The organism is uncultured Alistipes sp. (assembly GCF_963931675.1).
Taxonomy (GTDB): Bacteria; Bacteroidota; Bacteroidia; order Bacteroidales; family Rikenellaceae; genus Alistipes.
Window position 1 is genome coordinate 1,262,595 of the sequence record NZ_OZ007039.1, and the last position, 14,546, is coordinate 1,277,140.

The 14,546-nt window shown below is 59.4% G+C and carries 14 protein-coding genes; 13 read left to right on the top strand and 1 reads right to left on the bottom strand.

The window, feature by feature from the left end:
* Positions 1-8: 8 nt before the first annotated feature.
* A complete protein-coding gene (locus ABGT65_RS05445) occupies positions 9-995 on the bottom strand; it encodes a hypothetical protein (protein WP_346700374.1) in 987 nt (328 codons plus the stop codon).
* Between the two features lie 562 nt (positions 996-1,557).
* On the opposite strand from ABGT65_RS05445, the gene ABGT65_RS05450 reads away from it, so the two are divergent.
* The 13 genes from ABGT65_RS05450 to ABGT65_RS05510 all read left to right on the top strand — a co-directional run bounded on the left by ABGT65_RS05450 (position 1,558) and on the right by ABGT65_RS05510 (position 14,545).
* Positions 1,558-2,115 carry an MqnA/MqnD/SBP family protein gene (locus ABGT65_RS05450; RefSeq protein ID WP_346700376.1) on the top strand — a complete coding sequence of 186 codons (558 nt, stop codon included), beginning with the start codon at positions 1,558-1,560 and terminating at the stop codon, positions 2,113-2,115.
* Between the two features lie 67 nt (positions 2,116-2,182).
* Positions 2,183-3,166 carry a CorA family divalent cation transporter gene (locus tag ABGT65_RS05455; RefSeq protein WP_346700378.1) on the top strand — a complete coding sequence of 328 codons (984 nt, stop codon included), beginning with the start codon at positions 2,183-2,185 and terminating at the stop codon, positions 3,164-3,166.
* A gap of 149 nt (positions 3,167-3,315) precedes the next feature.
* Positions 3,316-4,785 carry an oligosaccharide flippase family protein gene (locus ABGT65_RS05460; protein WP_346700380.1) on the top strand — a complete coding sequence of 490 codons (1,470 nt, stop codon included), beginning with the start codon at positions 3,316-3,318 and terminating at the stop codon, positions 4,783-4,785.
* 5 nt (positions 4,786-4,790) lie between these two features.
* Positions 4,791-5,936: a DNA polymerase III subunit delta gene (locus ABGT65_RS05465; RefSeq protein WP_346700381.1), complete on the top strand. Its 1,146-nt coding sequence runs from the start codon at positions 4,791-4,793 to the stop codon at positions 5,934-5,936.
* Between the two features lie 12 nt (positions 5,937-5,948).
* Positions 5,949-6,440, top strand: coding sequence for a 2-amino-4-hydroxy-6-hydroxymethyldihydropteridine diphosphokinase (folK, locus tag ABGT65_RS05470; protein WP_346700383.1), 492 nt, complete (start codon positions 5,949-5,951; stop codon positions 6,438-6,440).
* Positions 6,441-6,448: 8 nt separating this feature from the next.
* Entirely contained in the window at positions 6,449-7,402 is a 954-nt protein-coding gene (locus ABGT65_RS05475) for a hypothetical protein (RefSeq protein WP_346700385.1), read from the top strand.
* 11 nt (positions 7,403-7,413) lie between these two features.
* Complete coding sequence (locus ABGT65_RS05480; protein WP_346700387.1) at positions 7,414-9,447, top strand: Ig-like domain-containing protein; 2,034 nt, start codon at positions 7,414-7,416, stop codon at positions 9,445-9,447.
* Between the two features lies 1 nt (position 9,448).
* Positions 9,449-10,273, top strand: coding sequence for an outer membrane beta-barrel protein (locus tag ABGT65_RS05485; RefSeq protein ID WP_346700389.1), 825 nt, complete (start codon positions 9,449-9,451; stop codon positions 10,271-10,273).
* A 121-nt stretch (positions 10,274-10,394) separates the two neighbouring features.
* On the top strand, positions 10,395-11,474 hold the full coding sequence (locus tag ABGT65_RS05490; protein ID WP_087309029.1) for an IS110 family transposase: 1,080 nt from the start codon (positions 10,395-10,397) through the stop codon (positions 11,472-11,474).
* A gap of 379 nt (positions 11,475-11,853) precedes the next feature.
* Positions 11,854-12,195 carry a 30S ribosome-binding factor RbfA gene (rbfA, locus tag ABGT65_RS05495; protein ID WP_346700391.1) on the top strand — a complete coding sequence of 114 codons (342 nt, stop codon included), beginning with the start codon at positions 11,854-11,856 and terminating at the stop codon, positions 12,193-12,195.
* A 13-nt stretch (positions 12,196-12,208) separates the two neighbouring features.
* On the top strand, positions 12,209-13,420 hold the full coding sequence (locus tag ABGT65_RS05500; RefSeq protein WP_346700393.1) for an FtsX-like permease family protein: 1,212 nt from the start codon (positions 12,209-12,211) through the stop codon (positions 13,418-13,420).
* On the top strand, positions 13,417-14,238 hold the full coding sequence (locus ABGT65_RS05505; protein WP_346700395.1) for a DUF4296 domain-containing protein: 822 nt from the start codon (positions 13,417-13,419) through the stop codon (positions 14,236-14,238). Before ABGT65_RS05500 ends, ABGT65_RS05505 begins: the two co-directional genes overlap by 4 nt.
* Positions 14,195-14,545 (top strand): cytosine deaminase, encoded by a 351-nt coding sequence (locus ABGT65_RS05510; RefSeq protein ID WP_346700397.1) that lies wholly within the window; start codon positions 14,195-14,197, stop codon positions 14,543-14,545. Before ABGT65_RS05505 ends, ABGT65_RS05510 begins: the two co-directional genes overlap by 44 nt.
* Position 14,546: the final 1 nt, after the last annotated feature.

Consider the following 14,546-nt stretch of genomic DNA (forward strand, 5'->3'; position numbering starts at 1 on the left):
TCTATCCGCTATCGGTGCGGTCTACTCGGATCGTAAACATAGGAACTGTTTTGGGGTCGGACAACCAGTTCCAGGGCGCGGAGTACCCCGCGCTGCTGCACGACGGCCTCCTCGGTGACGACATCGACCGGGGTGTAGGCCTCGCCGTCGACGCGCCACACCTGGGGCGCCGTCACGATCCCGGCAAGGGTCTTCAGCACCTCGGGTATCTCGTAGGCCGAGACGAGTTCGGTTTCGCGGTCGGCTTCGACGGCGGTGACGAGGTGCCCGTCGGCCGTTTCGGCCCGCTGCCTGGAGACGCGGAGCGTGGTGGAGCGCACCACGGGGAAGGAGTAGTGTTCGATCGAGCCGCAGCGACTCCTCCAGGCCATTCTTACGGCCTCCTGCGTGGCGGGGATTACCGTGTAGCGGACCACGCCGCACTCCCCGGCATCGACCGTCAAGGTTTCGCACGCGGGGAAATCCCTGGTGTCGAGGCGGAAGATCTGGAGCCCGGCGCTTTCGGACCGGTAGCTTTCGGCCGTTACGGAGTCGGCGGAGTGGCCGGAGACGGTGACGACGCAGGCTTCGTCGCTCCACAGGGTGAGTTCGTCGGCGGCGCCTTCGGGGATGAGGCGTTCGAGCGGCATGGTCGTGCGGATGCAGGGGGCTGCGGGGATTTCGTCCCCGGGGAGGAAGGTGCGGGCGGGGGCCGTTGCCGCGATGGCTTCGCTGCCGGTCTCCAGGGCTTCGACCCGGACCGTGATGCAACGTTCGACGGCCGTCTGAAATCCGGTGGCGCCCGTTGAGGGGGTAAACCGCAGGGTCCGACGCAGCATGGGGGCGATGTCGAATGCCGCGGCGGTCGTCTCGGCGAAGCGCTTGGCTCCCAGCAGGACTTCGGAGTTCACCTCGACGATCCGGGCGTCGAGATTCCCGGCGGCATCCTGTTCGACGGCGTAGCGGATCGCCTGTCCGAGCGGGGCGTACTGTTGCGGAATTTGGATGAATTGCATGGTAAGAAGGGTTTTTGGGGAAATGTTTCGAGAGCGTTCGGATCCGACTTGAAAGGGGCTGGATGCACTCCGGAACCGGAGTTGGCCCGAGGGGGCGGTTGGGATGGAATCCGGAGGTTTCGGACGGGTGCGGCGGACGCGGCGGGCGGATGATGGGTGGACAGGGAGAGGACGGTGAGCGGACAGAGGAGGAACGGAGGCAGGGCGGCGGGGTCAGCGGGAGCCGGAGCGGGTCTGGAAAATGCCCGGGAAAGGGTCCGGAGCGGGCCTGGAGGAGATCTGGCGAGGGGCTGTCGCAATCCCGGCGCCCCATTCTGTCGATAATGTGTCGAAAAGATGTTTATAACTGGTAATATCTCCCGGCAAACGGTTCGCGGACATCGATTTTCGAATGTTGATAACTTGCCGGTCTCAGGCCGCAGCCTGTGAATTGCAGGACAAATATACGACAGCGGATACCCCCTTGTCAAGAGGCGGGCGCACTTTTTCCACAAATTATGGAAAACTTTTCGTAAAAAAGTCTTACCTTTGTTCTCTGAACCAACGTTTATATACCGTATGGATGATGGTCATAGTTCCCCGTATAGCCGTCGTGTCGTGCCTCAGCACGACGCCCTTCATCTATGGTATCCGGCACGAAGATAATCTGCGTGCCGAACTCTCGTTGTCATCCCCATCCGAATCCACCCGCCTCTTTGTCGAGGGCCTTGCCGACCTGGCACTGATCCCGGCCGCCGCATATCCGACGCTGAAGGAGGCCCGCCTGGTCACGGAGTATTGCGTGGGCGGGATCCCGAAGTCGCTCTCCGCGCTGCTTGCGAGCGACGATCCGCTGGTCGAGGCGTGGAAGCCCTATGGCAAACTGCCTTGCGCCTTTGCGCTGTGGGTGGCCCGCCCCGAGGTGGAGCCGGAGACGGTCGAGGCGCTGCAGTATGCGCTGACCTACGGGTTGGAACGGGGTTACGAGGCGATTCTGGAGTCTCCGTTCGCCGACGATCCGGGCCGCGCCTACGAGGGTCTGGCCCATTTCGACTACATTTTCGACAACCAGAAAGACAAGGCACTCAAGAAGTTCTGGGACTCGGGCCTGAAGGTTGGTCCGAGGACCAATCCGGGCTGAAGGGCATAGCGGACCGCAAGGCCCGCCTCTCTGTCCACGGATTCACGAACTTTATAGAGAGCCTTTCATGATTACCATCTACCTCAAACAATACAACAAGATCATCCGGAATGCGGATACGAAGCTCTTCGACGAGCTGGGCTATGACGACATTCTGTGGATCGACATGTTGTCCCCCACGATCAAGGAGCAGAAGGCCGTCGAGAACTTCATGGAGATCAGCCTTCAGACGAAGCAGCAGGTCGAGGAGATCGAGTCGACGTCGAAGTACTCGGAGAACGAGAATTCGATCGTCTCGAACGCGAACTTCTTCATACCGACGGGGGATTCGTTCATCGTGGAGCCGGTTTCGTTCATCATCTCGAACGAGGGTGTGCTGGTTTCGGTGCGGAACGCCGAATTCCGGACCTTCCGCGAGACGGAGAAACGGCTTCAGATGAACTACCGGAGCTACTCGACGGGCTACCACCTGTTCATCTCGCTGCTGGAGGTGCGCATCGACTTCGATGCCGACCTCGTGGAGTTGATCGCCAAGCAGGTTGCGGCCTTGTCGAAGGACATCAATTCGGAGGATTCGATCGACAAGGAGGTTCTGCACCGCATCAGCGCCCTGCAGGAGAGTACGATGTCGTTGCGCGAGAACATCTTCGACCGGCAGCGGGTGCTGTCGGGCATCCTGCGTTCGGAGCGATTCCCGAACGATATCTACCCGCGGCTGCAACTGATGATCAAGGACGTGAATTCGCTGATCAACCATGCGGATTTCAGTTTCCAGCGTTTGGACTACATCCAGGACGCGGCGCTGGGTCTGATCAATATCGAGCAGAACGGCATCGTGAAGATCTTCTCGGTGGCGGCGGTGATCTTCATGCCTGCGACGCTCATTGCGTCGATCTACGGCATGAACTTCAAGACGATGCCCGAGTTGGAGTGGACCTGGACCCTCTCGAACGGTTGGGTCGTACCGGTAGGTTACTTGTTCGCCATTGCGCTGATGATCATCGCCTCGATCCTGACGATCTGGTTTTTCCGTTACAAGAAGTGGCTTTGAGCCGGTTGCCTGGGAGCCGGCTTCCTTCGATTTCCGCACGTCCGGGGGATGTGGGGTCTGTTTTTATGCTCTTCTTTCTACGAAAGAAGGCGGAATGATGTGGGCAATCCGGTTAAAATTTGTATCTTTGCTGCCTATATTGCCACAGTATGCTCGAAAAGTTGGCCAAACAGACTGCCATTTACGGTATCAGCACCATTGTGGTGCGGTTCCTGAGCTACCTGCTCACACCCTACTATACGCGGGTGTTCGGCCAGGAGACCTACGGAGTCGTCACCGATGTCTACGCGCTGATACCGCTGGCGCTCACGCTGCTGACCATGGGCATGGAGTCGAGCTATTTCCGTTTTTCGGCCAAGGCCGAGGAGGCGGGCGGCGACGTCGAGGGCGCCAAACGGCGGCTGTTCGCCACGACATGGGGCATCACGTCGCTGGCCGCGGCGGTTTTCTTTGCCGGGATGGCGTTTTTCCGCAACGGCGTGGCCTCGCTCATGGGCGAGGCTTATGTCGCCCATCCGGAGTATGTCGTGTGGGTGGCGCTGATCATCCTCTTCGACGTGTGGGCGTGCATTCCCTTCTCGCGGCTGCGGGAACAGGGCCGGGCGATGACCTTCGTGGGGCTGAAGGCGCTGAACGTGGTGCTGAACGTGGTGCTGGCCTTCGCCTTCGGGGCGGCGGGTCTCTTCCGGACGGAATTCGGCGTAGGATGGGTCTTCGTGGCGAACCTGGCGGCGAGCGTGGTGACGTGGCTGGCGATCCTGACGACCACGGACCGCACCGTTCCGCGGATCAATTGGACGCTGCTGGCGGCGGTTTTCGCCTATTCGCTGCCGCTGCTGGTGGGCGGCCTGGCCGGTACGGCCAACGAGTTCATCGACCGTCAGTTGATCAAGTACCTTGTTCCCGAAGGGTCGATGGCGCAGCTGGGCGTCTACGGGGCCATTACGAAGATTGCCGTGGTGATGATGCTCTTCTACCAGATGTACCGGCTGGCCGCGGAGCCGTTCTTCCTGTCGAACTTCAAGAAGTCGGACTTCGTGGCGATGAACGCCGCGGCGCTGAAATACTACATGATGGCCTCGATGGTGATCTTTCTGGGGATTGCGCTGTTCCGCGACCTCTTTGCGCTGATCGTGGGCCGGGACTTCCGCGAGGGGATCTTCATCCTGCCGGTGGTGCTGGGTGCGAATGTCCTGACGGGCGTCTGGCTGAACCTCTCGTTCTGGTACAAGCGTGAGGAGCGGACGTCGCTGGCCATCGTGGTGACGGGTTCGGGACTGGTGGCCATGACGGCCTTCGGGTTCTGGCTGATTCCGCTGTGGGGCTACTACGGGGCTGCCTGGGCGCGGCTGGCGAGCGAATCGGTGATGGTCGGCGTAAGCTGGTGGCTCAACCGCCGCTTCTTCCCGACGCCCTACCCGTGGGGCCGGATCTGGGAGTATGTCCTGACGGCTCTTGCGGTCTTCGGGCTGTGCGAGGGCGTGACACGCCTTGCGGACAATATGTTTGTCGGCTATGCGTTTAATATAGTGATGTTTGTCGGATATGCGCTCTACCTGATCCGGCGCGAACGGATCGATGTGGGAGCGATGCTCCGCGCAGTTGTGAAAAGAGGTTGAACGGGATGCGATTTGCGGATATTATCGGACAGGAGGAGCTGAAGCGGCATCTGACCCGGTCGGTGGATACCGGACGGGTGAGCCATGCGCAGCTCTTTACGGGCCTGTCGGGCTACGGATCGCTGGCTCTGGCCGTGGCCTACGTGCAGTACCTCTGCTGCCGCCACCGCCACGACGGGGATTCGTGCGGCGAATGCCCGGACTGCAAGCAGATCGAGGCGCTGGCGCATCCGGACCTGCACCTGGTCTTCCCGGTCAACAAACAGGGCAAGAAGTCGGGCGAGGCAATGCTGAGCGACGAGTTCCTGCCACAGTTCCGGGCGCTGTTCGCCGAACGCGGGGGTTATTTCTCCCCGCAGGAGTGGTATGACCGGCTGGATCTGGGGAAGACGCTCAAGGGGATGATCTCGGCGCGCGAGGCGGACGAAATCATCCGCAAACTCTCGTTCAAGAGCTTCGAGGCGGATTACAAGGCGATGCTGGTGTGGCTGCCGGAGACGATGAACGAGGAGGCTTCGAACAAGATCCTGAAGATCCTGGAGGAGCCTTGGGAACGGACTGTTTTCGTACTGGTAAGCGAACAGCCGGACCGGCTGCTGCCGACGATTCTGTCGCGCACGCAGGAGGTTGTGGTGCCGCGGATTGCTCCGGAGGTGCTGGAGCGTGAGGCGCGGAACCGGGGTGTGAGCGATCCGGTACAGGCCCGGAACATGGCGCGGCTGGCGGGCGGCGACCTGCTGGAGCTGGGTCACCTGGTGGCCGAGGAGGGCGACGGACTTCGGAAGGAGTATTTCGAACTGTTCTGCAGCCTGATGCGCCTGAGTTACAGCGACAAGCACCTCGAACTGATCGGCTGGGCCGAGGAGGTGGCGCAGTTGTCGCGCGAGCAGCAGCGGGCCTTTCTGCGCAATGCGGCTCGTCTGTTGCGGGAGAGTTTCATGCTCCATGCGGGTCTCCGGGAGATCGGTTACCTGTGGGGCGAGGAGCTTGCCTTCTGCACGAAGTTCGCGCCGTTCGTCGGGACGCAGAACATCGAGCCGCTGATTGCGGAGATCGAGCGGGCCGGGGCGCAGATTGCGCAGAACGGCAATCCGACGATCGTCTTCACGCATTTTGCGCTCACGGTGAGCAAGATGATAAAACATTTGTAGTTTTGTGACGCTATGGCACGAGTGGTATTGTTATTGGGAGGGAATCAGGGCGATGTGAAACGGACGCTCCAGACGGCACAACAGTTGATCAATTCGCGGGTTGGTGCGGTTTTGCGGTGCTCGCACCGTTACGAGAGCGAACCGTGGGGTTTCCGGAGCCCGGACCGTTTTTCGAACCAGGCGCTGGAGGTCTCGACGGACCTGACGCCGCACGAGGTGCTGGACGCCTGCCAGGCGATCGAGCGGGATCTGGGGCGCAACCGGGCCGCGGAGGCGATCGAGAAGGCGTCGTCGGGAGCGCCCTACGGCTCCCGGCCGATCGACATCGACGTGATTTTCTACGACGATCTGGTTCTTTCAGACGAGCGTCTGACGCTTCCGCACCCGCATCTTGGCGAGCGGGAGTTCGCGCTGGTGCCGTTGAACGAGATCGTGCGCCGTTACCGTCATCCGGCGACGGGCCTGACGGTCGGGGAGATGCTGGAGGCGTTGCGCAAGGAGTAAACAGGATAATGAAGGGAATACGGACCATATTGCTGGCGGGGATCGCGGTTTGGACCGCGGGGTGCTTCAAGGAGACCTCCGTGAAGACGAACTATGTCCTCAAGCCGCTGACGCAGACGCTTTCGACGGATCCTTACGTGGCGCTCGAAGGGGTGAAGGCCTACGCCTTCGATGCGGATACGACGCTCTATACGGTAGCGAGCTATGAGGATGCGCTGAACGGCGTGATCAGCCGGAAGGGACAGCCTTCGGAGCAGATCGCGAATGCGGTTGCGACGTCGGAGCCCTACGAGCAGGAGGGCGCGACGGGCTGGGTGCACATGGCGCTGTCAGCCCCGACACAGATGGTCGTTGCGGTGGACACGCAGCATCGGCTGTATGCCTATACGCAGCAGGAGCTGGAGGTGAACCTTCCGAATCTCTACGTGGTTCTGCCGTTCAAGACGTGGAAGGAGGGCTACTCCTACAAGGACGGGAACTGGAGTTTTTATAACGAATACTATACGCCGCCGGTCTATCGGGACTGCTACGTGGATGCGAAGATCCAGCTGACGGAAAACGGAGAGACGACGGCGATCTCGAAGATGGAGGTCTACGCCTATGCGGCTGACACGACGGAATGGTTCATTGCGTCGTACGACGATGCGGTCAGCGGGAAGATCACCTTGAAGGCCGATACGACGGAGACGCGGACGATTCCGAGCTTCCAGGCCTATGCCGACGGAGATACGGGGCTGTACAAGATGTCGGTGAGCGCGGAGAGCCTGATGGTGGTGGTTGCGGACCGCAGCGACCAGCTGTACGCCTATACGCAGCAGACGGTGGATCTTGCGGAGACGGATCCGCTGAGCTTCCCGTCGCTGGTTTTCCGGCCGTGGAGGGGGATCTGGATCGACAAGACGGACACGAACGGCTGGACGGTGGTGAACCCGAGCTACGACCCCGGGACGCCGGAAACGTAAAAACAACGACGATGAATCGAGAAATCACCCGTTCCAATATGAATTGGCTGCGTCTGTTCGTGGCGCTGTTGTTCGTGTCGGCCTTTCTGAGCCGTTGCGCGAGCATGATGACGCCGACGGGCGGACCTCGGGACTCGCTGCCTCCGGTGATCGTGACAATGATCCCGGACAACTTCATGACGAACCGTCCGACGACAAACCACGGGAAGATCTACATCGAATTCGACGAGTTCGTACAGATCAAGGACCAGCAGAAGGAGTTCTTCACCTCGCCGCAGATGAAGAAGAAGCCGACGATCACGATGCGGGGCCGGGGGATCGTGATCCAGATGCGCGACACGCTGCGTCCGAATACGACCTATGCGTTGAATTTCGGGAGTGCGATCCGCGACAACAACGAGGGCAACCCGCTCTATTCGATGCGTTATGTCTTCTCGACGGGTCCGGAGATCGACTCGATGGTGATGTCGGGCTATACGGCGGACAGTTACAAGGCGGATTCGGTATCGAAGTCGTTCATCTGGTTCTTCCCGGCGGATTCGGTGAAGGAGACGGCGGAGTACGATTCCACGATCTTCAACTACCAGCCTGCGGTAATTGCGCGGGCGGAGACTAACGGGATTTTCATTGCGCAGAATCTCAAGCCGATACCGTACCGTATCTACGCCGTGGAGGACACGAACGACAACCAGATGTACGATCCGGGAACGGACCAGGTTGGGTTCATCGAGGGGACGTGGAATCCTGCGGAGATGCCAGATTTTGCGATGTGGTACGATTCGGTGCGGCGTTACGTTTCCGCGGAGCCTCAGCTCTACTTCCGGATGTTCATGGACAAGGCGTTCAAGCGTCAGGTTCTCTCGGAGAGCCAGCGTCCGAAGCAGCACCAGGCGATGCTCTACTTTTCGGCGGCGCATCCGGAGATCCGGTCGCTGCGTTTCGACAGCATTCCGGCGGATCGGGTGATCGTGGACCCGCAGACTGTGGGCAAGGATACGATTGCGCTGTGGTTCAACGTTCCGTCGGCATCGCTTCCCGACACGATCAAGGGGGAGGTCGTCTACCTGAAACACGATACGCTGAACCGGCTGCAGCCGGATACGGCGCAACTGAAACTCTTCTGGCGCCTGATCGAGACGAAGGAGCAGGAGCGTGCGCGCGAGAAACTCGAACGGGACCGGAAAAAGGCGGAGGCTGCGGGCGAGAAGTTCGAGGAGCCGAAGGCGGAGAACCCGTTCAAGTTCAACATGCCGACGTCGGGGGACCTGAACCCGGAGAACCACCTGACGATCGATTTCGACTATCCGCTGGTTGAGGCGGACTCTTCGCGGCTGCTGCTGACGCGGCAACTGGAAGACAACACGATCGAGGATGTCCCGATTCACATGGTCCGCGATACGGCGATGCTTCGGCGCTGGTATCTGCGAGCTGCGTGGGTTCCGGGCGGGCAGTATACGCTGACGATTCCGGACAGCGTGTTCCGGGACGTGGCGGGCTATGCCAACGACTCGATCGTGGGGAAATATACGGTCTACGATCCGGAGAAGTTCGCCACGGTGAAGGTTCACGTCGCGAGCCGGGACCCGCAGATGAGGTATATCGTTCAACTGCTCGACGGCAACGGTTCGCTGAAGCAGGAGCGTCGCGACGTCACGGTGGGGGACATCCAGTTCAACTATGTGCCGGCCGGGGAGATCAAGTTCCGGATCATCGAGGACCGGAACGGCAACGGGAAGTGGGATTCGGGGGATCTGGTTGCCCGCCTTCAGCCGGAACGTGCGGAGATGTACGTCAACGACGAGGGAGAGGATACGTTCGCCACGAAGACCAACTGGGAGATCGAATTCACGATGGACATGAACCGGATCTTCGCGCCGGTGACGATGCAGTCCCTGTCTCGGCTGCTGGACGAGCGGGAGGCGCAGCGTCTGCGGCGGGAGGCGGAGAAGCGTGCCAAGGAGGGTCCGAAGCAGCAGGAGAACCGTCAGGACATGAACAACAGCAGTTTCGGTTCGGCGGGCAGTATGTTCAGTAATTTCAGATAGCATGACGGAACAGAGGCATATCCGGAGACTGATTCTGGCTGTCGCGGGCTTTTTTGCGGTGCAGGGTGCTTTGGCGCAGCATACGCTGGGAGTCATCGGGGGCTACGGCATGGGCAGCGGCCGTTTCGATCCGAAGCAGGAGACCCGTGCAATCTGGGGCCTTTACAGCGGGGGCCTTACGTGGCGTTATTACGGGACACAGCGTTTTGTCGGCGCTTTCGGAGTGGATCTGGAGTTCCAGCAGCAGGCCTTTTCGTTTGCGACGAACGCCTCGCAGGTGGACGAGAGGGAGACGGCGAACTACCTGTACTATACGCGGCGGATCAATTCCATGGTGCTTCCGGTGGTGTGGCAGCCTCACTTCTACCTGTTGAAAAACCATGTCCGGGTCTATTTCGAGGCAGCAGCGACCTTCTTCTACAACTTTTCGTCGACCTGGGAACAGGAGTATTTCGTCGATGCGGAGACCAAGCAGAAGGACACCTACGGCGGGACCTACTCTTTCAAGGTTCCCCGCGACAACCGCTGGGGCTACGGTCTGGCGGGCGGCGGCGGCATTTCGTTCCTGATCCGGCGTTTCGAGTTGAACTTCCGGGCCCGCTACTATTTCGGTTATTCGGACATCGTGCGGAACCGGAACCGCTACTACGACAACAGCGACGACGGACCGGAGAATCCGTTCTATACGACACCGATGCGTTCACCGCTGGACAACCTGACGATTTCGGTCGGAGTGAGCTACCGCTTCAACAAGGAGGGCTTCGAGACGTGGAAGCCGCGGCCGAAACGGGAGAAAAACCGGGAGGAATTCAAGTTCGGACAGTAAAAAGAGTTCCTATGTTTACGATCCGAGTAGACCGCACCGATAGCGGATAGAAGAAAAAAGCTATCGAGATTTTGGTTAGATTAAAGCAGCCAAACCTTAACTAACTAAAATAGCGATAGCCATGAGAGGACAAAGAAACGAAATTAGTTTCAGAGGACAAAAGATTTATATAGGGATCGATGTCCATTTGAAGAGTTGGTCGGTTACGGTCTTGTCGGAGACCTCCGTGCTGAAGAAGTTTAGTCAGCATCCGAGTCCGGAAGCATTGCACGGATTTCTGGCGCGGAGTTATCCGGGAGCCGAATATCATTCGGTATACGAAGCCGGCTTCTGCGGGTTCTGGATACACGAACGGCTGACGGCATTAGGGATTGACAACATCGTGGTCAATCCGGGGGATGTTCCGACCAAGAGCAGTGAAAAGCTTCGTAAGAGTGACGCCGTGGATAGCAGCAAGCTGGCGCGGAGTTTACGAGCCAACGAACTGAAAGGCATTTACACGCCGGACAGCGCATCGTTGGAGATGCGTTCCTTGATAAGATTGAAGAACTCGATAACAAAAGACACGACGCGTCAGAAGAACCGGATCAAGTCCCAATTGCGGTATCTGGGCATTGGGATTCCACAAGAGTTCCTCGAACCGTTCTCCAACTGGTCAAAACGTTTTATTGCCTGGTTGAAGGAGGTTGAAACCCTCACACCGAGCGGGCGTCAGGCCCTCGACATTCAAATCCGGCATCTGGAGGAGCTACGCCGCCAGAAGTTGGAGATGACACGGGCTTTGCGGACATTGGCCAAGACGGACCGGTTTCGCGAACCGCTGCGGTTGATTATGACCGTTCCGGGGTTCGGACAGGCTACGGGAATGGCATTTCTTTCGGAGATATGCGACATTGCCCGTTTCCGCAATGCCGAACAACTGGCCGCCTATATCGGGATGATCCCGATGTGCCATTCCAGTGGAGAGAAAGATGGGACAGGAGACATTACCGTGCGAAGAAACGCCGTCATGCGCTGTAACCTGATAGAGGCCGCATGGGTGGCGGTACGTCAAGACCCTGCGATGAACCTGTTTTTTACTGAACAGTGCAAGCGAATGCCAAAGAGCAAGGCCATCGTAAAGGTCGCTCGCAAACTGGTCAACAGATTATACTTCGTACTCAAGCACCAGACTGATTATGTCAATAGTGTCATGTCATAGAGAAACCCTTCCGGTAAACGGATTTTCCCAGAGAGAATACTACATGATGTTTGCGGCGTTAACGTCCGCTTAAAATAGTTTGCTCCTCTGGCCTTTGTAAACTAATACAGGAACATGCGGCAGCGTGCTGACCGCTGTGGAAAGTCTGTTTACCGAAGGTTTTTTACGGGTTCTGAAATCTCGGCTTTCGAAAGGGCCAAAGGTGTTAAGCACGAAGTGTCTCCGCACCGGCTCGATCAGAGGCCGGCGGAGTCACTTGTGCCTTGACCTTTGGCCGGGAAGATCTTCAAGAAACGCAATATGTTGTTAATGAAATAAAAACAAATCTAACCAAAAACTTTGATCCAAATTTATTTGGATTGTAACTGGAAAGAGCATTATGGAAACAACGCGACAACAGAAAATCGCCAGACAGATCCAGAAGGACATGGCGGATATTTTCCAGAAGGAGGGCGCGTCGCTGGTCCGCGGGGCCTTGGTGACGGTAACGGGAGTGCGTGTCTCGCCGGACTTCAGTTATGCGAAGATCTACGTGAGCATCTTCCCGTTCGAGCAGAGTAAGGAGTTGATGGCGCGCTTCGAGCATCAAAACTGGTTTATCCGTCGGGCCCTGGGGCAGCGGATCCGGAACCAGTTGAAGAATGTCCCGGAGATCCAGTTCTTCCTGGACGACTCGCTCGAATACATCGAACATATCGAGAAGGCGTTGAAGGAGGATTGATCGGTTCCGAGCCATGCTGTCCCGCTTTATTGCCAGGCGCTATCTCTTTTCGCCCCACTCCCGGTCGGTTGTGAACCTGATTTCGGGACTGAGCGTTGCGGCCGTGGCGGTTCCAGTTGCGGCGATGGTGATCCTGCTGTCGGTCTTCAACGGGTTCGAGACGCTGGTGAAATCGATGTATTCGGCCTTCGATGCGGACCTGACGCTCACGCCGCGCCGGGGTCAGACCTTTGCGCAGTCGGAGATTGACACGGCGGCTCTGCGGCGGATTCCTGGGGTTGCATCGTTCTCCTGGACCCTGGAACAGAGCGCCCTGCTGGAACACGGGGGGCGTCAGGCCACGGCGACGGTGCGGGGTGTGGACGACTCCTACGGGGAGGTCTTCGACCTGGGGGATGCCGTCACGACGGGTGAATGGCGGGTGCGGCTGGGTGACCTGGAACGGCTGGTCATCGGGCAGTCGATGGCGTGGATGCTGGGGATCCGCACGCTGGCGGATGCCGACGTCACGCTCTACGCGGTGCGGCGGGGGAGTTTCTCGACGCTGCTGCCGATGGACAACTACACGCGGCGCACGGAGCCCGTGGGCGGGGTCTACGTGCTGGACCTCGATACGGAACGGACCTACGTGCTGACCTCGCTGCGGCTGGCGCAGTCGCTTTTCGAGTCGGAGGGGCGGGCGTCGGGCCTGGTTTTCCGGCTGACGCCGGATGCGGATGTCGAGCGGACGCGAGAGGCCGTGTCCGAAGCGGCCGGGGATTCGTTCCGGGTACGGACGCGCGACGAACTGCGGGCGTCGTTCTACCGGATCATGACCTACGAGAAGTGGGGCATCTTCTTCATCGCGCTGCTGGTGCTGGTGATCGCCGCGTTCTCGGTGGTGGGGGCGCTGTCGATGCTGATCGTGGAGAAGCGCCGGGACATTGCGACGCTCCGGGCGCTGGGTGCGGACACCCTGCTGCTTCGCCGCATTTTCCGCACCGAAGGGCTGCTGATCTGCGGCCTGGGGGCGGTGATCGGGCTGCTGCTGGGGGTTACGCTGAGCCTCGTGCAGCAATATTTCGGGGTGATCGAGATTCCTGCGGAGACGTTCCTGACGAAGAGTTACCCGGTTGAGTTGCGTCTTTCGGACCTGTTTGCCGTGGCGGTCACCTTTTCGCTGGTTTCGCTGCTTCTTGCGGATGTTACGGTCCGCAGCATGATTAAAAATACCACACGTTCATGAAACGACTCATACCCTATGTGCTTTGCGGCCTGCTGCTGGGGGGCTGTGCCCGCCACAGGATCATTCCGGACGATGAACTGGCGCTGATTTTCCACGATGCGTTTCTCACGAACGCCTACCTCAATACGGAGAATGTCCGTCCGGATTCGCTGCGCCTCTACGAGCCGATCTTTGCACATTACGGCTACACGACCGAGGATGTGCACTATACGATCGGCAACTTTTCGAAACGGAAGAGTGCGCGTCTGGGGGATGTCGTCGAGGAGGCGATCGACCTTCTGGAGGCCGAGGGCAAGATCTACAACCGGGAGGTCGCCATTCTGGATACGATCGACAACGTGGCTCTGCGGACTTTCACGCGCCCGGTTGTTTCGGATACGCTGATCCGGGTTTCGGCGCTGCGGGACACGTCGCGTCTGAGTTTCGTGATCGACGTGGAGCCGGGCAGTTACGAGGTTTCGCTGAAGTATCGGATCGACTCGCTGGACCGGAATCCGCGGGGATTGCGGAGTTCGATGTGGCTGGAGCGTCGGGACAGCACGCGGTCGAACGCCTATACGACGACGCTTCGCCGCAACCGGGAGGAGTCGTTTTCGCGTCGTTTCACGGCCGATTCGACACACCGGCGGCTGCACATCCACCTGCTGACCTTCGGGGAGGCACCGCAACGGCCGTCGATTACGGTTCGGGACCTGAAGGTGGAGTTCACGCCGCCGACGCGGGATGCCGTGGAGCTTCTTTATGAGAAACAGCTCAATATCCGGATTTTTGCCGATGAATTCTTCCGGGGTGCACTTTCGCCGCAGGATAGCCTCTAACCTGCTTTGGACGCCGCAGGGGCTTGTCCGCCATCCGTTGGTGACCTTCTACGAAGGGGGACGCTTTCTGGTGGAGAGTTGTCCTGCCCCGGACCGGCTTCCTGCCACGGAGTTCTATGCGGGATTGCTGGTCGGGGATTTCCCGGAGGATTACCAGTCGGCATTCGAACGCCTGCGGAGCGGGTCTGACGACCTGCTGACGGCTTTGCCGCACGCGGTTGTTCCGGGCGGGATCTGGGTGGTGCTTTCGGGCCTGGACTATGCCCGGATGCGTCTGACGCCGCACGCGCGGATCCGGAGGCTGTAAC